Origin of the sequence: Pseudarthrobacter sp. NBSH8 (genome assembly GCF_014217545.1) — a bacterium.
Taxonomy (GTDB): domain Bacteria; phylum Actinomycetota; class Actinomycetes; order Actinomycetales; family Micrococcaceae; genus Arthrobacter.
Genome location: NZ_CP043178.1, coordinates 2,521,917 through 2,540,966, shown reverse-complemented (window position 1 = coordinate 2,540,966; position 19,050 = coordinate 2,521,917). Strand labels below are relative to the sequence as shown.

The 19,050-nt window shown below is 63.7% G+C and carries 13 protein-coding genes and 2 tRNA genes; 6 read left to right on the top strand and 9 right to left on the bottom strand.

The features are described from left to right. Positions 1-47: 47 nt before the first annotated feature. From FYJ92_RS11665 to bcp, 6 genes are all read right to left on the bottom strand, one after another. Positions 48-3,281 (bottom strand): efflux RND transporter permease subunit, encoded by a 3,234-nt coding sequence (locus FYJ92_RS11665; RefSeq protein ID WP_185260874.1) that lies wholly within the window; start codon positions 3,279-3,281, stop codon positions 48-50. A gap of 82 nt (positions 3,282-3,363) precedes the next feature. Then, a complete protein-coding gene (locus tag FYJ92_RS11660) occupies positions 3,364-4,866 on the bottom strand; it encodes a malate:quinone oxidoreductase (RefSeq protein WP_185260873.1) in 1,503 nt (500 codons plus the stop codon). A 79-nt stretch (positions 4,867-4,945) separates the two neighbouring features. Continuing rightward, positions 4,946-6,568, bottom strand: coding sequence for an ABC transporter substrate-binding protein (locus tag FYJ92_RS11655; protein WP_185263776.1), 1,623 nt, complete (start codon positions 6,566-6,568; stop codon positions 4,946-4,948). Positions 6,569-6,761: 193 nt separating this feature from the next. After that, the gene (locus FYJ92_RS11650) at positions 6,762-7,433 is read right to left on the bottom strand and encodes a fasciclin domain-containing protein (protein ID WP_185260872.1); all 672 of its coding nucleotides are present in this window, start codon (positions 7,431-7,433) and stop codon (positions 6,762-6,764) included. Between the two features lie 267 nt (positions 7,434-7,700). After that, positions 7,701-7,782: transfer RNA gene (locus FYJ92_RS11645), tRNA-Leu, on the bottom strand. A 156-nt stretch (positions 7,783-7,938) separates the two neighbouring features. Beyond that, on the bottom strand, positions 7,939-8,412 hold the full coding sequence (gene bcp / locus FYJ92_RS11640) for a thioredoxin-dependent thiol peroxidase (RefSeq protein ID WP_185260871.1): 474 nt from the start codon (positions 8,410-8,412) through the stop codon (positions 7,939-7,941). 95 nt (positions 8,413-8,507) lie between these two features. Between bcp and FYJ92_RS11635 the strand changes: the two genes are divergently transcribed. Further along, the gene (locus FYJ92_RS11635; RefSeq protein WP_185263775.1) at positions 8,508-8,963 is read left to right on the top strand and encodes a MarR family winged helix-turn-helix transcriptional regulator; all 456 of its coding nucleotides are present in this window, start codon (positions 8,508-8,510) and stop codon (positions 8,961-8,963) included. Positions 8,964-9,130: 167 nt separating this feature from the next. Here the strand turns inward: FYJ92_RS11635 and FYJ92_RS11630 are convergent. The 3 genes from FYJ92_RS11630 to FYJ92_RS11620 form a co-directional block, all read right to left on the bottom strand. After that, positions 9,131-9,206 (bottom strand) — tRNA-Lys (locus tag FYJ92_RS11630). 115 nt (positions 9,207-9,321) lie between these two features. Further along, positions 9,322-10,509 carry a PQQ-dependent sugar dehydrogenase gene (locus FYJ92_RS11625; RefSeq protein ID WP_370525943.1) on the bottom strand — a complete coding sequence of 396 codons (1,188 nt, stop codon included), beginning with the start codon at positions 10,507-10,509 and terminating at the stop codon, positions 9,322-9,324. Next, positions 10,463-11,464: a hypothetical protein gene (locus FYJ92_RS11620; RefSeq protein WP_255482040.1), complete on the bottom strand. Its 1,002-nt coding sequence runs from the start codon at positions 11,462-11,464 to the stop codon at positions 10,463-10,465. The genes FYJ92_RS11625 and FYJ92_RS11620 overlap by 47 nt, the downstream gene beginning before the upstream one ends. A gap of 180 nt (positions 11,465-11,644) precedes the next feature. On the opposite strand from FYJ92_RS11620, the gene ilvD reads away from it, so the two are divergent. The 5 genes from ilvD to serA all read left to right on the top strand — a co-directional run bounded on the left by ilvD (position 11,645) and on the right by serA (position 19,016). Further along, entirely contained in the window at positions 11,645-13,366 is a 1,722-nt protein-coding gene (gene ilvD, locus FYJ92_RS11615) for a dihydroxy-acid dehydratase (RefSeq protein ID WP_185260870.1), read from the top strand. Between the two features lie 386 nt (positions 13,367-13,752). Next, complete coding sequence (locus tag FYJ92_RS11610; RefSeq protein ID WP_185260869.1) at positions 13,753-15,660, top strand: acetolactate synthase large subunit; 1,908 nt, start codon at positions 13,753-13,755, stop codon at positions 15,658-15,660. A 2-nt stretch (positions 15,661-15,662) separates the two neighbouring features. Next, positions 15,663-16,175 carry an acetolactate synthase small subunit gene (gene ilvN, locus FYJ92_RS11605; RefSeq protein WP_028271611.1) on the top strand — a complete coding sequence of 171 codons (513 nt, stop codon included), beginning with the start codon at positions 15,663-15,665 and terminating at the stop codon, positions 16,173-16,175. 98 nt (positions 16,176-16,273) lie between these two features. After that, on the top strand, positions 16,274-17,299 hold the full coding sequence (gene ilvC, locus FYJ92_RS11600; protein WP_185260868.1) for a ketol-acid reductoisomerase: 1,026 nt from the start codon (positions 16,274-16,276) through the stop codon (positions 17,297-17,299). Positions 17,300-17,426: 127 nt separating this feature from the next. Next, positions 17,427-19,016 carry a phosphoglycerate dehydrogenase gene (serA, locus tag FYJ92_RS11595; RefSeq protein ID WP_185260867.1) on the top strand — a complete coding sequence of 530 codons (1,590 nt, stop codon included), beginning with the start codon at positions 17,427-17,429 and terminating at the stop codon, positions 19,014-19,016. The last annotated feature ends 34 nt before the right edge of the window (positions 19,017-19,050 follow it).

Genomic DNA, 19,050 nt, shown 5'->3' with positions numbered 1-19,050 from the left:
CATGTATTGACGAATATAACGCCGCCGCGGCGAGAATATTCCAGGCTCTACTGGGGGTCGCCCGGAGCGGCTCGGCGGCCGCTGACGCGGGGCACCATACCAGTGGTCCAGTCCCGGAACTCGGCATCGACGTCGTCCGCTGCCGCAAACGCCGGACGCTCCTGCATGGCACGGAGCAGTGCTTTGGTTTCCCGCCGTCCCTCCACCAGCCGGTACAGTACAGGAACCAGCACCAGGGTCAGTGCTGTGGAAGAAACCAGGCCGCCGATCACAACTACGGCCAGCGGCTGGGAGATGAAGCCGCCGCCCCCGGTCAGGCCAAGCGCCATGGGTGTCAGGGCGAAAACGGTGGCCAGTGCGGTCATCAGGATGGGGCGGAGGCGCTGCCTCGCGCCATGGGTAATTGCGTCCGCCACGCTCATCCCGGCGCGGCCGTCCCGTGGCTGCCGGTACTGGTTGATGAGGTCGATGAGCACAATGGCGTTGGTGACCACAATGCCCACCAGCATCAGCATGCCGATCAGCGACGGCAGGCCCAGCGGAACGCCCGTGGCCAGGAGCAGGGCGACGGCTCCGGTGGCGGCAAAGGGAACGGAAACCAGCAGGATCAGCGGCTGGATCAGCGACTTGAAAGTGGCCACCATGATGACGTAGACAATTGCGATCGCCGCCAGGAGCGCCAGGCCCAGCTGCTGGAAGGACTCGGCCTGCTGGGTGGTGGCGCCGCCGAGTTCGGCGGTGACGCCGGCGGGCAGGCTGACGTCCGTGAGGCGCTTCTGCACCTCCGCGTTCACTGCGCCAAGATTGGAGCCCGACGGCGTGACTGACACTTTGGCGGTCCGCTGGCCGTTGCTGGCGGTAATGGAGACCGGCACGTCCACCTGTTCGACGGATGCGATGCTGCCCAGGGTCACCGGTGCGCCCGCGGCGGGGAGCGCGATGTTGCGCACGGCGTCAATGCTGGTGAACCTGGTGCCTTTGCCGATCTGCACCGGAAAGTCGTTGGTGTCGATCCGGACCGTACCGGCGGGGATTGGGCTGATGGTGGCAGCCAGGACGCCGGCTACCTGTTCTTCGTTCAGTCCGGCTGCCGCGGTCTTGGCCCGGTCAACCTTGACCTGGACCACCGGCTGGCTGGCCGCCAGGTTGGTTGACACCTCGCTGGTTTCCGGCACGCCGGTCATTGCATCCACCATGGCCTCGCTGGCTGTGCGGAGATCCTCGGATGTTGCAGCCTTGATGGTGATGTCCACTGTGGAGGACGTCCCGAAGCCACCCTGCTGGGAGCCGACCGTGATCTTCCCGGAACCTGCCACCTTGCCTACCTCAGTCCGGACGGTTTCCTGCAGCCTTGCCTGGTTCGCCTTCTCATCCGTCACCACGGTGAACGTGGAGTTGGCGGAGCCGGAGGACGTCAGGGCGGCAAAACCGGCCTGTGCGTTGCCTGAGGTGACCTGCACATTCCTGACACTCTCGATGCCCCGAAGGACGTCCTCGACCTTGACCGCGGCTGCGCTGGTGTCGGCCAGGCTTGTGCCAGCGGGCATCACCTGCCGGACCGTCATGCTGTTCTGGCCGGAATCGCCGAGGAGGTTGGTGGCAAGCAGCGGCGTCATGGCAGCAGTGGCGCCGAGGACCAGGACGGCGGCGACCAGCGTCACCACCGGATGCTTCTGGGTCTTGCTGAGCACGGGCAGGTACGCGCGCTGCAACCGGCTCTTTTGTTCCGCCTCCTGGGCGTGGGCACGGGCGGCGTCGGCAGCACGGGCAGCAGCTTCGCGGGCAGCAGGCGAACCTGTTGCGGAACCGGCGGGGCTCTTGAGGAACCAGTAGGCCAGGACCGGAACGATCGTCAGTGATACCAGCAGGGATGCCAGCAGCGCCATAGTGACGGTCAGGGCGAATGGCCGGAAGAGTTCGCCGGCGAGCTCACCCACAAATGCAATGGGCAGGAAGACGGCCACGGTGGTCAAAGTGGAGGCGGTGATGGCGCCGGCCACCTCACGGATGGCGGTGAGGATCGCGGTGACTTTCTCCTCCCCGTAGCTGAGGTGGCGTTTGATGTTTTCGATCACCACAATCGAGTCGTCCACCACCCGGCCGATCGCAATAGTGAGCGCGCCCAGGGTCAGGATGTTCAGCGAATAACCGGTCGCGGAGAGGCCAATGAAGGTGACCAGCAGCGAGAGCGGAATCGACACCGCGGTAACAAGGGTGGAGCGGGCTGACATCAGGAAGAGAAGGATGACGGCGACGGCGAAGCCCAGCCCAAGCAGGCCCTCGGTGGTGAGATCCTTGATGGACTTCTCGATGAACGGGGCCTGGTCAAACACTGCAGTGAACTTTGCATTGGACCCCAGTTCGGCCTCGAGGGCCGCCAACGAGTCGTTCACGGCGTGAGAGATTCCCACCGTGTCTCCCTCGGGCTTCTTGGTCACAGACACCGCGAGTGTTTCCTGGCCGTTGGTCCGGGTGATAGAGGTCCGCTCGTTGTCCTGCAGGCTGACGTCGGCCACCGTGCCGATCGTTGCGGCATCCTTGGCCCCGCCCAGGGGCAACGCCGTGATGGCGTCCAGGGAATCCACCGGGCTGCCGATCTGGAGGGAGAGCGTTTTGCCCTGCTCCTGGATGGTCCCGACCGGGATCAGCGCGCCGTTGTTGGAGAGGGCGTTCCGGATGGACTCGATCGTGGCGCCTTTGGCGGCCAGCGCCTCGGGCCGGGGAAGGATCTCGATGTGCTGGGTGGCGCCACCGGTCACGTCGGCTCCGCGGACGCCGTCGATCTTCTGGAGCCGGGGAACGGTCAGGCGCGCCAGGTCAGCGTTCAGTTCGCTCAGCGGCTTGTCCGAGGACACGGCCAGGAACACAATGGGGAAGTCGCTGATGCTGCCGGCGATGGCCTGTGGCTGCACCTCCTCCGGCAGGGAACGCTTGGCGTTTGAGATGGCCCGGTCAATCTGGTTGCGGGCGCGGTCGAGGTTTGTTCCGTAGGTGAACACCATTGAGATCTGCGAGACGCCGTTGCGCGACGTCGAGGACGTGGACTCCAGGCCCTCGACGCCGTTCAAGGCGGTTTCCAGCGGTGCGCTGACCTGCTTGTCCACCACTTCGGGTGACGCGCCGGGCATTGCGGAGAGGACGGTTATCTGCGGGAACTCAATGGAGGGGATGAGTTCCTGTTTCAGCGATGACATGGTGATCACGCCGAACACCGTCGCGAAGACGGTGACCAGCGCGATCAGCGCCCGGTTTGCCAATGAAAGTTGTGCCAGCCGGAACATCGCGGGTCTCTCCTGTGGGGTTGACGGACTCCTGAGGACCAGACCGTCCAGCCAGGTCTTCACGCCCGCCGGACAGCCTGCATCAGTGGTTGGCGGAAACGCCCTCGAGCTGCAATGCCTTGGCCGTTGCCGCCTCGAGCTCTGCGGCAAGATCCGGATTCTCATCCAGCTTCACGCCGTAGCCCGGCATCATGTCCTTGAGCTTGCCCTGCCAGCCCTTGAAGTTCTTGGGGAAGGATTTCTGCAGCAGTTCAATCATGATGGGAACGGCCGTGGAGGCGCCTGGCGACGCACCCAGCAGCGCGCCGATGGTGCCGTCTCGGCCGGCGATGACCTCGGTACCGAACTGCAGCACGCCGCCCCGCTTCGGGTCCTTCTTGATGATCTGTACGCGCTGGCCTGCGGTGATCAGCTCCCAGTCGCCGTCCTTGGCCTCGGGGTAGTACTCGCGCAGGGCCTCGACCTTGTCGCCGTGGCGCTTGGCCACCTCTTTAATGAGGTAGGCCGTGAGGTCCATGTTGTCCTTGGCCACAGCAAGCATCGGGATGATGTTGCCGGGCCGGATGGACAGCGGCAGGTCAAGGTACGAGCCGTTTTTCAGGAAGTTCGTGGAGAAGCCGGCGTAAGGGCCAAACAGCAGTGAACGCTTCCCGTCCACGTAGCGGGTGTCCAGGTGCGGGACTGACATGGGCGGGGCCCCCACCGAGGCCTGACCATATACTTTGGCGCTGTGCTGGGCGGCGAGTTTCTCGTCGGTGCAGCGGAAGAACTGGCCGGACACGGGGAAACCGCCGAAGCCCTTGCTCTCCGGGATGCCGGAGGCCTGGAGGAGGTGCAGTGCGCCGCCGCCTGCGCCCACGAACACAAACTTGGCGTGGATCTTGCCGTGTTCCCCGGAAGCCGGGTGCTTGATCGAAAGGTCCCAGCCGCCGTCGGTCGCTTTGGAGATGCCACTGACGTCATGGCCGTAATTGATTTCGACGCCGTTGTTCCCGAGGTAGGTGGTGAGCTCGCGGGTCAGTGCCCCGAAGTCGACGTCGGTCCCCTCGGCTGCGCGCGTGGCGGCGATGTTCTGCTTAGGGTCCCGGCCCTTGACGATCAGCGGCGCCCATTTAGCGATCTGAGCGTGGTCCTCGGAGTACTCCATGCTGCGGAACAGAGTGTGGGGCTTGAGTGCCTCGTAGCGGGTCTTGAGGAACTTGGTGTTGTTCTCGCCGATCACAAAGCTCATGTGCGGGACGGTGTTGATAAAGCCCTTGGGCGAACCGATCAGGGATTCGTCCACAAAATGGGACCAGAACTGGCGGGACAGCTGGAACTGTTCGTTGATGAGCAGTGCCTTGGCAGGGTCCACCGAGCCGTCTTTGGCTGCGGGGGAGTAGTTGAGTTCGCACAGGGCGGCATGGCCGGTTCCGGCGTTGTTCCAGGGGTCGGAGCTTTCCAGCCCGGGCTGATCCAGGCGTTCGAACAGGGAGATGGTCCAGTTCGGTTCAAGCTGCTTGATGAACGCCCCGAGCGTGGCGCTCATGATGCCGCCGCCAATCAGTACGACGTCGGCATGTTGGGTCTTGGATATGAAGGTCACAATCAGTCTCCGATAGCAGCGGCTCTGGCTGTCAAAGAATATCCCCGGGCGGCCCGCATACTGAAATTGGGCCGGACCGTCAAGACTTTAGCTCTACCTTTGTGAAAACTTCGTTCAGGACCGGGGACGCCGGGTAGATGCTGACGCGGTCCGAGAGTGCCAGAGCCGAGATGGGGAAGGCGATGGGAACGGCCGGCACCGTGGCCGCGATCTGGGCGTTGATGGTGTGGTATTGCTCGTCGCGTTCCTTGCCCGCAGGGAGGCCGCGGGCGCGGTTGATCTTGGAAAAGACCTGCGGGTCCTGGTAGCCGAATTCGCCGTTCTTTTCGCCGAACAGCGGGCCCACAAAGTTATCGGCGTCCGCATACGCGCCGTTCCAGCCCAGCAGGTGGAGCCCGTGGTCCCCGGGTGACTGCACTTTCTGGAGATAGCCCTCGGACCAGTCCACCGGAACAGGTTTGATGTTGAGCCCGACGGCGGTCAGTTGCCGGCTGATTTCGGCGTAGATTTTCTCCGGCGTCGGCAGATAGGGGCGGGTGGCATTGAGCGGGTAGTAGAACCTGATCTCTTCCCCGATGTAGCCGGCTTCGGCCAGGTAGGCCTTGGCTTTGACCGGATCGTGGCCCAGCGCGGGAGCATCGTTATTGAAACCGCTGATCTTGGGTGGAACGAACTGTGATGCTTTGGCCGTGTTGTCGATGAAGAACTTGCGGATCAGGGTTTCCTTGTCGATGGCCAGCTCAATGGCCTGCCGGACCTTTTCGTTCTGCAGCACCGGAATTTCCTGGTTGATGCCCAGGTACATCACCGAGAACGGATCCCGCTGGACAATCTGCATGCCCCGCTTGACCAGCTGATCGAAATTGCCCACCGTGACGGCGTCGTAGCCGTCGATCTTGCCGTCCAGGAGGGCCTGAAGCCTCGTCTGGGGGTGGTCGTACGTGACGAAATTGATGGTGGAGATCTGCCCGCGGTCACCCCAGTAGCCTTTATGGCTGACGAGCCGGACACTCGCCTCTTCCCAGGCGGCCAGGCTGAATGGCCCGGTTCCCACAGGGTTGGTGGCGAACCTGGAGACCGGGTTTCCGCCACGGGTCTGGTCCAGGACATCCGCTGTGCCCGCGGCCAGGGCGGTCGGGGACGCGATAGCGAACGCCGGCAGGGTGAGCGCCTGGAGGAACGCGGTGAAGCGCTGGGTCAGGTCGATCCGGACAGTGTCAGCGGACAGGGCCGTGCAGCTCTTGAAAATGGACAGCGCAGCATCGTCGGAATGTGCCTTGAACACGCTCTTGAACGAGCTTCCCGGCGCCTGCCGCCGCAAATCCGGGGAGAAGGCGAACCAGCGGTTGAAGTTGGCGCACACGGCGTCGGCATTGAAGGGCGTGCCGTCCTGGAACGAGACGCCGCTGCGGAGTTTGAACGTGTAAGAGCGGCCTTCGTCTTCTTCGGACCATTCCGTCGCCAGCAGCGGCGTGGGTTTCCCGGTGGTCTGGTCCACGCCCACCAGGCCTTCGAGGATCTGCCGCGTGATCCGGTAGCTTTCCACGTCGCTTGAGAGCGCAGGGTCGAGGCCAAGCGGCTGGGACGCCGTGCCGAATGTGAAGGTTTCGGTGGGCTCAACGCCGGCGGGAGCCGTTGAAGGTGATGTGGGTGTTGCTGACGGCGACGGGATGCCGGTACAGGATGTCAGGCTTAACGCCATAAAAACGGCCCCGGTCTTGATGACCGTTCGCCGCGAAGTACTGCTGGGCACTCGTCTATCACCTCTGGCTGCTTCTGGCGGGCGCCGCCGACTGCGGGCCAAGGACACAGTCTAGTTGACAGACCTCCGTGCTCCCTGGGCACACGCCAGAGGCCTGTTCCGGCGGGAACAGGCCTCTGGGTTTGAAAGCGGACTACTTGGGCATCAGCACCGAGTCGATCAGGTAAACGGTGGCGTTCTTGGTCTGGACTCCGCCGCAGATTACGCTGGCGCCGTCAACCATGAGGGCATCCTTGCTGCCGGTCACGGTGACTGATCCGCCCTGGACCGTGGCGTGTGTGCCGGCGATCTTGTCCGGGGTGATCTGGCCGGGGACCACGTGGTAGGTCAGGATCTTGCTCAGCAGGGCGTCGTCGGTCTTGAGCGTTTCGATGGTGGCGGCATCGATCTTGGCGAAGGCGTCATCTACCGGAGCGAAGACCGTGAACTCGCCGCCGTTAAGGGTGTCAACCAGGTCAACCTTGGGGTTCAGCTTGCCGGAAACAGCAGCTGTCAGGGTGGTCAGGATGGGGTTGTTGGATGCCGCGACCGCTACCGGGTCAAGGGCCATCCCGGCAACCGAGCCCGCACCGGTGGGGACCTTCTCCGCGTAGCCGGCGCAGCCTGCGCCAACGAGGTTTGCAGCCGGATCCATGGCAGCAGCGCTGGCGGACGGTGATGAAGCATTGCTGGATGCGGACGGTGCAGCGGCCGGAGCGGAGGAGCTCGGGGTTGTTGTTGCGGCTCCACCGCAGGCGGTGAGGCTCATCAGGGCTGCAGCTGCAACGCCTGCGACGGTGAAGGATGTGCGCTTGAATGACTGCATTTCGATTCTCCTTGTTTTTTGGTTTCTGCCGATTTCTTGCCTGCCGCAGACGTTGTGCCTGCTGCGTGACCTTTTCCGACTGTTGGCACCTGCCTTTGGCTGGTGTCTCAATGGGTATTCGGCCGAAGCGCGGAAGCGGATGGGTGGATTGCCAAGAGTTTTTTAGATTCGTGGCCAGCCCGGAGAAAAAGCCCAGGAGAACACGGTGGCTGGGCAGTTAAACGACAGAGATCCCAGGCCTGCGGGCCTGGGATCTCTGTGTATGTGTGCGCAAGGGGGGACTTGAACCCCCACGCCCGAAGGCACAGGAACCTAAATCCTGCGTGTCTGCCAATTTCACCACTCGCGCTTGGCAGTTGCCGCCATGTGTCTTGACCTTGGCCATCTGGCCAACGGATAAAACGTACGACGGCGGATGCCAGTTTCCATTGTAGCCGTGGGCAAGCGCGGGTCCGGTCAGCCGGATCCTTTACGCCGGAACCGGCGCCCCGTCAGGCGCAATGCGTTAGGAGTCCAGTTTGAGGTCGCGGCGCAGTTTCGCCACGTGTCCGGTGGCCCGGACGTTGTACTGGGCCAATGCCACCTTGCCGTCGGGGTCGATCACCACGGTGCTGCGGATCAGTCCCTCATAGGTCCGTCCGTAGTTCTTCTTCTCGCCCCATGCGCCATAGGCCTCGGCGACGGCGTGGTCCTCATCCGAAAGCAACGGAAAGCTCAGGTCCTCTTTGGCGGCAAAGGCAGCAAGCTTATTCACAGAATCGGGGGAGACGCCCAGGATCCGATAGCCGGACGATGTGAAGGTCGCGAGGCTGTCGCGGAAATCGCAGGCCTCCTTGGTGCAGCCTGGTGTCGCGGCGGCGGGGTAGAAATAGACGATGGTGCTGCCGCCGTGACGCGAAGCAAGACTGACGTCCTTGCCGGACGAGTCCTTCAGGGTGAAGCCGGGCGCTAAATCACCGGTCAAGAGTCTGTCAGCCACTATTAATCTCCTCGTTGCAGGCGGAACACACCATTTTAGTAAGCATCCAGGGCCGGTACTAACCAGCCTTAGCTATACTTGCTCGTATGCCTGACATGGATCGCTGGCCCACTGGGCGCCTATTGTCCACTGCGGCACGCCTCGTTGAACATTCCTGGAACGAAAAGCTAAGCGCCATCGGACTGACGCACGCCGGCGTGATCGCTATCGAAGTCCTCTCAGCACAAGGGCCGATGACACAGGCCCAACTCGCCCAATATGTGCGCGTTCAGGCCCAGACCATGGGTAAGACGTTGAGTCGGTTGGAGTCTCACGGCCACATTGCCCGCGTCCGCAGCACCTCGGACCGCCGCAGCCAGGTGGTGTCCCTCACCGACAGCGGACGGGAAGCCGCAGCCGCAGCAGTTGAGATGGAACGCTCCGTACTCGCCGCCGCAACGATTGATCCCGACGCCCTGCGGCAGGAGCTCCAGGCCGTGGTCCGGGAATTGGCCAGCCAGTTCGCCTCGCCGTCAACGCGCGCCCTGATTGACGGTTCCCCGCTCGGCTAGCAATCCCCGGAGTTCGGAAAAGGACCCCGCCGGTATCGCCGCCTCGAAGTTTTGCAGTGGTGGTGCCGGTTTTTGCCGATGTAGTCCTGTCAGCACAAGCTGATCTTCCGCCACAAACAAAAACAGCTCCTGGCCGCGTTTCCGCGTGCCAGGAGCTGTTTTTTCCTTGGTGCACCCCCCGGGACTTGAACCCGGAACCCATTGATTAAGAGTCAATTGCTCTGCCAATTGAGCTAGAGGTGCATCTCTTATGTGATGATCTTCCGGCTTTTTCTTTCCCGGTTGATCTCCGCAACGACATGAAACTCTACACGAACTTTCGGGCCATGTGAAATCGAAGCTGCTGGGGCCAGCAGGCTCACCCGGGAGGGGCCAGAACCAGCACAAAATCAGGGTTTCTGTTGTTGGTGAGCAGCCAGAGGCCGCCGTCGGGGGTTCGGATGACGTCACGGATCCTGCCGTATTCGCCTGTGAAATAGGCCACAGGTGCTCCTGCCTCCGCGCCGGACAGTGCCACCGTCCAGAGGCGTTGGCCGCGCAGGGCGCCGAGGTATGCGGTCGACCCGACAATTTCCAGGCCGCTGGGTGAGGAGTCCGCCGTCGAAGGCCACACCACCTTTGCGTCGCGGTACTCCTCCCGATGCGGCGCCCCGGTCACTGCGGGCCACCCGTAGTTGGCGCCCGGCTCAATGAGGTTGAGCTCGTCGTTAACGTCCGGGCCGAACTCGCTGGCCCAGAGCCGGCCGGAACTGTCCCACGCCAGACCCTGGACGTTTCGGTGCCCCAGGCTGTAGACGGCATTGCCAAAAGGGTTACCGGGGGCGGGGTCACCCTCCGGCGTCAGCCGCAGGATCTTCCCGCCCAGGGCGTCCGGGTCCTGCGGCTGTTCCCGGCGCTGGGAGTCTCCAGTACCCACGTACAGGAACCCATCCGGGCCGAACCGGATCCGGCCGCCGTTGTGCGTGGACGCCTTCGGGATTCCGGCAAAGACCACCTCGGGGTCGCCAAGGTCCAGGGATCCGTCAGGCTGGTCCGTCAGCTTCAACCGGGCGATCCGGTTGTCCTGCGCGGAAGTGAAGTACAGGTAAAGGTATCTGTCGGCCGCAAAATTGGGGGAGAGTGCGAGGCCCAAAAGTCCTCCCTCACCGCCTGGCGCAACGCCGGGAACCTGGCCGATGGTGCTCGCCCTGCCATCACGGACAGCCTTGAGCTGAGCTGAGTCACGCTCGGAGATGATGGCGGTCCCGTCCGGCAGGAATACCGCGGCCCAGGGAATGTCGAGCTGGAGATCGAGCCGCGCCACAATCTCCGGCGGCGTCGTCTTTCCCGGGACCGTTCCGATTTCCGTGCCGGGTCCGCTCACTCTTCCCGTGATGCTGGCTGTGGGAGCATCGGTGCCGTCCCCGGTGCAGCCCGACAGCAGCAGGGCCAGGATCATTGCGAAAGCGCCCGCAGGAGGCTTGGCCGCCGAGAACGTACGAAAGAACGCTCCCGCCTGGTCAGATCCGGGTGCGTCGGGGAGCCCGGAAACCAGCAGCTTCGGCATGGGCTGCCGACTCAAACCAGACGTCGGCTGTCGTCTGCTCATAGTCAGGATGCCCCTCCTCGTAATAGACCATGGTTCCGGCACTGGCCTTGACGTCGAAATCCGCCGGGCCGCTGCCGTCCGGGCCGGGCGACGCGGAACCGGCGCCATAGGGCTGATCCGCGGCCAGATGCCCGGTCGGTTCCGCCGCAGCGTCGGAGTCCGCCACCGCTGCGGGCTCCATGGCCGCGGATTCCGTTTCAACTGCTTCGGCAGCGGCCGTTTCGGCGCCGGGCAGCGTGGGCGCGTGGGGCTCCGTGTACTCCGGGTGATGCTCAGGCCCGGTGCCCTGGGCGGCTGGCAGTTCGGACAGCGGGATATCTGCCATAGCGGTGGCTGCGTCGCCTGATGGCCTGCGGCTGGCCGCGGGTTGGGTTGGCGCACTTGCCTCTGACCACTGGGTTTCCCACTCAGCTTCGTCTGCCTGCCGGCTCACACTCTCCTGGCTACCGGCTTCCTGGATTCCAGGTTCCTGCGTTGATACGTCCTCCGGGCGGGCCGGATCCTCGGCTTCAGCGTCCCTGGAACCGGCAGCGATGGGTTCAACACCGGCGTCCTGCCCATCGCTGGGGTCCTTTTCAACGTCGACTTCTTCAAGGCCGGTTTGGTGCCCGGCGGCGGCATCCTGGTGTTCTGGAGTGCTGGAGTGCTCGGGCGCATCATCCGCCGTTGTTGGTGGTGCCGGCTCAGCGGCGCCGAAGCCCGCAGCGTTGGGGATGCCCGTTGTGCCGGCGGCTTCCGCAGAGGCAGCTGCGCTTCCGCCAGCGAGCCCGCCGTCCGTCCGGATCGGCGTCGAGCCGCCGGTGCTCGAGGAGTTGCTGCGGTTCAGCAGCCACCACACAACGCCCACGATCAGCACAATGAGGATAATCCAGAAGACAAAATCCATAGCAGGGCCCTTCAGTCCGGATGGCATGGTTGCCGTTCCCTGACGGTACGTCGGCGCGAACGGGGCTGTCTAGGTTCCGGCAGGCCGGTAAGGGGCCGTCTCAGAATTTGAGACAAGCGTCCACTATTTGATCGAAATATTCCTGAAAATGGGCCAAACGTGCTGTTCGAGTCGTTGGCGTCCCGATCGGAGTCATAGACTTTGACCATGAGTGAGGACACCCAAACAGCGACCGAGAACAAGATCGACATCAAGCCCCGAAGCCGGGTCGTCACCGACGGGATCCATGCTGCCCCCGCGCGCGGTATGTTCCGGGCTGTCGGTATGGGGGACGATGACTTCGCCAAGCCCCAGATCGGCGTTGCCAGTTCCTGGAATGAAATCACTCCCTGCAACCTCTCCCTGAACCGGCTGGCCCAGGGAGCCAAGGAAGGCGTCCACGCAGGCGGCGGTTTCCCGATGCAGTTCGGCACCATCTCCGTCTCCGACGGCATCTCCATGGGCCACGAAGGCATGCACTTCTCGCTCGTTTCCCGTGAAGTCATTGCCGACTCCGTGGAAACCGTGATGCAGGCCGAGCGCATCGACGGCTCCGTCCTGCTCGCCGGCTGTGACAAGTCCCTGCCGGGCATGCTCATGGCTGCCGCCCGCCTGGACCTCGCCAGCGTCTTCCTGTACGCCGGCTCCATCATGCCGGGCTGGGTCAAGCTCGAGGACGGCTCCGAAAAAGAAGTCACCCTGATTGACGCCTTCGAAGCCGTCGGCGCCTGCGCCGCCGGCAAGATGAGCCTCGAAGACCTGACCCGCATCGAAAAGGCCATCTGCCCCGGCGAAGGCGCCTGCGGCGGTATGTACACCGCCAACACCATGGCGTGCATCGGCGAAGCCCTGGGCATGTCCCTCCCCGGCTCGGCCGCCCCGCCCTCGGCAGACCGCCGTCGTGATGAATTTGCCCGCAAGTCCGGCGAAGCAGTGGTGAACCTGCTCCGCCTCGGCATCACCGCCCGGGACATCATGACCAAGAAGGCGTTCGAAAACGCCATCGCCGTCACCATGGCCTTCGGTGGCTCCACCAACGCCGTCCTGCACCTGCTGGCCATCGCCCGCGAAGCAGAAGTCGAGCTGAACCTGGAGGACTTCAACCGCATCGGCGACAAGATCCCGCACCTGGGTGACCTGAAGCCGTTCGGCCGCTACGTCATGACCGACGTTGACAAGATCGGCGGTGTGCCGGTCATCATGCGGGCACTGCTCGACGCCGGGCTGCTGCACGGCGACTGCCTCACCGTCACCGGCAAGACCGTTGCCGAGAACCTCGCCGCGATCAACCCGCCGGACCTGGACGGCAAGATCCTGCGTGCCATGGACAACCCGATCCACAAGACCGGCGGCATCACCATCCTGCACGGCTCCATGGCGCCTGAAGGTGCGGTAGTGAAGAGCGCCGGCTTCGACGCCGACGTCTTCGAAGGCACCGCCCGTGTGTTCGAGCGTGAGCAGGGCGCCCTGGCCGCACTGGACCAGGGCCTGATCAAGGCCGGCGACGTTGTGGTCATCCGCTACGAGGGCCCCAAGGGCGGACCGGGCATGCGCGAGATGCTCGCCATCACCGGCGCCATCAAGGGCGCCGGGCTGGGCAAGGACGTCCTGCTCCTCACCGACGGCCGCTTCTCCGGCGGAACCACAGGCCTGTGCATTGGCCACGTGGCACCGGAAGCTGTCGACGGCGGCCCCATCGCCTTCGTCAAGGACGGCGACCGGATCCGGGTCGACATCGCCGCCCGAAGCTTCGACCTGCTGGTCGACGACGCCGAACTCGAATCCCGCAAGATTGGCTGGGAACCCCTCCCTGCCAAGTTCACCAAGGGCGTGCTCGCCAAGTACGCCAAACTGGTCCACAGCGCCAGCACAGGCGCCTACTGCGGATAGCGCCTACCCGAACCGTTTGGCGCTGAGCGCCAAACGGTTCGGGTCCCTCGGCGCTACCCTTATTAAGCCCTGCCGCCTCGTGCGGGCGGGCTCAGCAAGGCGCCGATGGGCCGCGTTGCTCGATTCGTGGACAATGGAGTCCACACTGTGAGATGCGCACAGTCCTCGTTGACAGGCATCTCACGCAGAGGGAAAACTGAACGCATGATCTCATTCGTTACTGTCGGCGCCGCTTTGGGTGTATCCGTCGTCCTTACCAAGCGCGTGGCTGACTAGCCCGACTGGTAACGAACCGTCACGCGCAACCCCTCGAAAGCCACCAGGCTGAGGGGTTTTTTTATTTCCGCATTTTCCAAGTACACAGATGATCCACAAGGAAGAGTCCGATGAGCAAAGGATCGCCGATCAGCCCCTCGCTGATGGCTACTAAGTCCGCTGGAGCCCCCAAGGCTCCGGAACGCGCCGACCGAACGGCTGACCAGGCCGCCGTCGTCGCTGATCTTGCCGCTGTCTCTCCTGTCCTTGGGCCGAACAACGTTGTACCCCCAACGGTGATGACCGGCTCACAAGCTATTGTCCGATCGCTCGAAGAACTCGGCGTCGACGATATTTTTGGTTTGCCTGGTGGCGCGATCCTGCCTACCTATGACCCCTTGATGGCCTCCAGCATGAATCACGTCCTGGTCCGTCACGAACAGGGAGCCGGCCACGCCGCGCAAGGCTATGCCATGGTTACCGGCCGGGTGGGCGTCTGTATCGCCACCTCGGGACCCGGTGCCACCAACCTCGTTACCGCCATCATGGATGCCCACATGGATTCCGTGCCGCTGGTGGCCATTACCGGCCAGGTATCCAGCGGTGTGATCGGCACCGACGCGTTCCAGGAAGCCGACATTGTCGGCATCACCATGCCGATCACCAAGCATTCGTTCCTGGTGACGGACCCCAATGACATCCCTCACGTTATGGCGGAGGCCTTCCACCTGGCCTCGTCCGGACGTCCCGGCCCGGTCCTCGTGGACGTCGCCAAGGACGCCCAACAGGGTCAGATGACCTTCTCCTGGCCGCCGAAGATCGACCTCCCCGGTTACCGCCCGGTGACGCGCGGCCATAACAAGCAGGTCCGCGAAGCAGCCAAGCTGATCGCTGCGGCCACCAAGCCGGTGCTGTACGTGGGCGGCGGGGTGGTCAAGGCACACGCCTCCGCGGAACTCCGCGTACTGGCGGAACTCACCGGCGCCCCCGTTGTCACCACCCTGATGGCACGCGGCGTGTTCCCCGATTCCCACCCGCAGCATGTGGGGATGCCGGGTATGCACGGCACCGTTTCCGCCGTCACGGCGCTGCAGCAGTCCGATCTGCTCATCACCCTCGGCGCCCGCTTCGATGACCGCGTGACGGGCATCCTGAAGTCCTTCGCGCCGCACGCCAAGGTGATCCATGCGGACATCGATCCCGCTGAGATCTCCAAGAACCGCACCGCCGACGTACCGATCGTGGGATCCGTCAAGGAAATCATCCCCGAACTCACCGAGGCGGTCCGCTCACAATTCGAGTCCGCCGGCACGCCGGACCTCACCACCTGGTGGGCTTTCCTTAACAACCTTAAGGAAACGTATCCGCTGGGATGGACCGAACCGGAGGACGGACTCAGCGCCCCACAGCGCGTCATCGAACGTATCGGGGCGTTGACAGGGCCGGAAGGCATCTACGTTGCCGGCGTTGGCCAGCACCAGATGTGGGCCGCACAGTTCATCAAGTACGAGCGTCCGCATGCCTGGCTGAACTCAGGCGGCGCCGGCACCATGGGCTATGCCGTCCCGGCCGCCATGGGTGCCAAGGTGGGGGATCCGGACCGTGTGGTCTGGGCCATCGACGGTGACGGCTGCTTCCAGATGACCAACCAGGAACTGGCCACGTGCGCCATTAACAAGATCCCCATCAAGGTTGCCATCATCAACAACTCCTCGCTGGGCATGGTCCGCCAGTGGCAGACCCTGTTCTACGAGGGCCGCTACTCCAACACGGACCTCAACACCGGCCACGAGACCGTCCGGATCCCGGACTTCGTCAAGCTGGGGGAGGCCTACGGCTGTGCTTCCTTCCGCTGCGAGCGGGACGAGGACATTGATGCCACCATCCAGAAGGCCCTCGAAATCAATGACCGACCCGTGGTCATCGACTTCGTGGTGAGCCCCGACTCCATGGTGTGGCCAATGGTGCCCGCCGGCGTGAGCAACGACCAGATCCAGGTTGCCCGCAACATGACCCCGGAATGGGAAGAGGAGGACTGAACATGACCCGCCACACATTGTCCGTTCTGGTTGAAGACAAGCCCGGTGTACTGACCCGCGTCGCGAGCCTCTTTGCCCGACGCGCCTTTAACATCAACTCCTTGGCCGTGGGCCCGACGGAAGTTCCGGGCATGTCCCGGATGACCGTCGTCGTCGACGCCGACGGTGACCTCATTGAACAGGTCACCAAGCAGCTCAACAAGCTGGTCAACGTGATCAAGATTGTTGAGCTGACCTCCGAATCTTCCGTACAGCGAGACCACATCCTGGTCAAGGTACGTGCGGATGCCGCAACGCGTCTGCAGGTGACCCAGGCTGCAGACCTGTTCCGTGCTTCAGTGGTTGACGTCTCCACAGACTCCGTGGTCATTGAAGCAACAGGCCACCCCGAAAAGCTCACGGCGCTGCTCTCAGTGCTCGAGCCCTTCGGCATCCGCGAAATTGTGCAGTCCGGCACCCTGGCCGTTGGACGGGGATCCCGCTCCATGAGTGACAGGGCTTTGCGCAGCGCTTAGTCAGGCGGGGCACGTCCCACCTGCGGCGCATTGCCCGTGCAGTACCGCAACACCCCAGACTATTTACCCAGCAAAAACACTCAAGAGGAGTTACCCAAGTGACTGAAATGTTCTACGACGACGACGCAGACCTGTCGATCATCCAGGGCCGCAAGGTTGCCATTGTTGGCTATGGCTCCCAGGGCCACGCCCATGCGCTGAACCTGCGCGATTCCGGCGTCGAGGTTGTTATTGCCCTCAAGGAGGGCTCGAAGTCGATCGCCAAGGCCGAAGAAGCCGGCTTCAAGGCCCTGACCGTTTCCGACGCCGCCGAATGGGCCGACGTCATCATGATCCTGGCACCGGACCAGCACCAGCGCTCCATCTACAACGAATCCATCAAGGACAAGCTGACCCCCGGCAAGGCACTGGCCTTCGCCCACGGCTTCAACATCCGCTTCGGCTACATCGAAGCGCCTGAGGGCGTTGACGTCATCCTGATCGCTCCGAAGGCTCCGGGCCACACCGTGCGCCGCGAATTCGAAGCCGGCCGTGGCATCCCGGACATCATCGCCGTGGAGCAGGACGCGTCCGGCGCAGCCTGGGACCTGGCCAAGTCCTACGCAAAAGCCATCGGCGGCACCCGCGCCGGCGTCATCAAGACCACCTTCACCGAAGAGACCGAAACCGACCTTTTCGGCGAGCAGACTGTCCTGTGCGGCGGCGTGTCCCAGCTGGTCCAGTACGGCTTCGAGACCCTGACCGAGGCCGGCTACCAGCCCGAGATCGCCTACTTCGAGGTGCTTCACGAGCTCAAGCTCATCGTTGACCTCATGTGGGAAGGCGGCATCGCCAAGCAGCGCTGGAGCGTGTCCGACACCGCAGAGTACGGCGACTACGTCTCCGGCCCGCGCGTCATCACCCCCGCGGTGAAGGAAAACATGCAGGCCGTCCTCGGCGACATCCAGAGTGGTGCCTTCGCCAAGCGCTTCATTGACGACCAGGACAACGGCGGCGCCGAGTTCATGGCCCTTCGTGCGAAGGCTGAGCAGCACCCGATCGAGGGCGTTGGCCGCGAGCTGCGATCCCTGTTCGCCTGGCAGCAGACGGACGAGGACTACGTAGACGGCTCCGCAGCCCGCTAAGTCTGCCCTTCCGGCGCCATTCACCGTGCAACAGTGAGGCCGGGCTCACACTTAACAATGTGAGCCCGGCCTTTCTGTCAGCCTAGACTTGTTCCCATCCCCAGGACTGCAACGCAGAGGATCAGCCGTGTCAAAACCCGTAGTACTGCTCGCCGAAGAACTTTCGCCCGCCACCATCGAGGCCCTCGGCCCGGACTTCGAGATCCGCCACACCGACGGCGCAGACCGGACCCAGCTGCTCGCCGCCATCGCAGACGTGGACGCCATCCTGGTCCGCTCCGCCACGCAGGTGGACGCCGAAGCCATTGCCGCCGCGAAGAACCTCAAGGTCATCGCCCGCGCCGGTGTTGGTCTGGACAACGTTGACATCAAAGCCGCCACCCAAGCCGGCGTGATGGTGGTCAACGCCCCGACGTCGAACATCATTTCGGCAGCGGAACTGACGGTGGGCCACATCCTTAGCCTCGCACGCCACATCCCGCAGGCCAGCTCCGCGCTGAAAAACGGTGAATGGAAGCGCTCCAAGTACACCGGCATCGAACTCTTCGAGAAGAAGATTGGCATTATTGGCCTGGGCCGCATCGGCGCCCTCGTTGCTGCCCGCCTCCAGGGTTTCGACACCGAGATCCTTGCCTATGATCCGTACATCACCTCTGCACGCGCCGCACAGCTCGGCGTCAAGCTCGTCACCCTCGACGAACTGCTGAGCCAGGCTGACTTCGTCACCATCCACATGCCCAAGACGCCGGAAACCGTCGGTATGCTCGGCGCCGACGCGTTCACCAAGATGAAGTCCACCGCCTACGTTGTCAACGTGGCCCGTGGCGGCCTCGTGGACGAAGAGGCACTTTACGCCGCCCTGCAGGACCGCCAGATCGCCGGCGCAGCCGTGGACGTCTTCGTCAAGGAACCTAGCACGGACCTGCCGTTCTTCGCCCTGGACAATGTAGTGGTCACCCCGCACCTGGGTGCATCCACAGACGAAGCCCAGGAGAAGGCAGGCGTCTCCGTTGCCAAGTCCGTGCGTTTGGCGCTGGCCGGCGAACTCGTACCGGATGCCGTGAACGTGGCCGGCGGCGTGATCGCCCCCGACGTCCGTCCGGGCATCCCGCTGATCGAAAAGCTGGGCCGGATTTTCACTGCCCTGACCCACGCCTCCCTGACCCAGATCGACGTCGAGGTGGCCGGCGAGATCGCGGCCCTTGACGTGAAGGTCCTGGAACTTGCCGCGCTCAAGGGTATCTTCGCCGATGTGGTGACCGAACAGGTTTCCTACGTCAATGCCCCGGTCATCGCCGAACAGCGCGGCATCAACGTCCGCCTCATCACGTCGGCGGAAGCGGAGGACTACCGCAACGTCCTGACCATCCGGGGTGCTTTGAGCGACGGCAGCCAGATCTCAGTGGCAGGTACGCTCACTGGCCCGAAGCAGATCCAGAAGCTCGTCGGCGTCAACGGCTACGACGTGGAGATCCCCATCAGCGAGCACCTCGTGGTGGTGGCCTACGCCGACCGGCCCGGTGTGATCGGAACCATCGGACACATTCTGGGCATGAACAACATCAACATTGCCGGTATGCAGGTGGCACGGCAGGCGGAAGGCGGCCAGGTACTGGCATTGCTTACCATCGACAGCTCCGTTCCGCAGCAGGTGCTTGACGCCATCAAGGCAGGCATCGGCGCCGAGATGGTCCGCGAAGTGGACCTCGAGGACTAAGTACCGCACCGCCATCAATTACGCGTGACCGAAG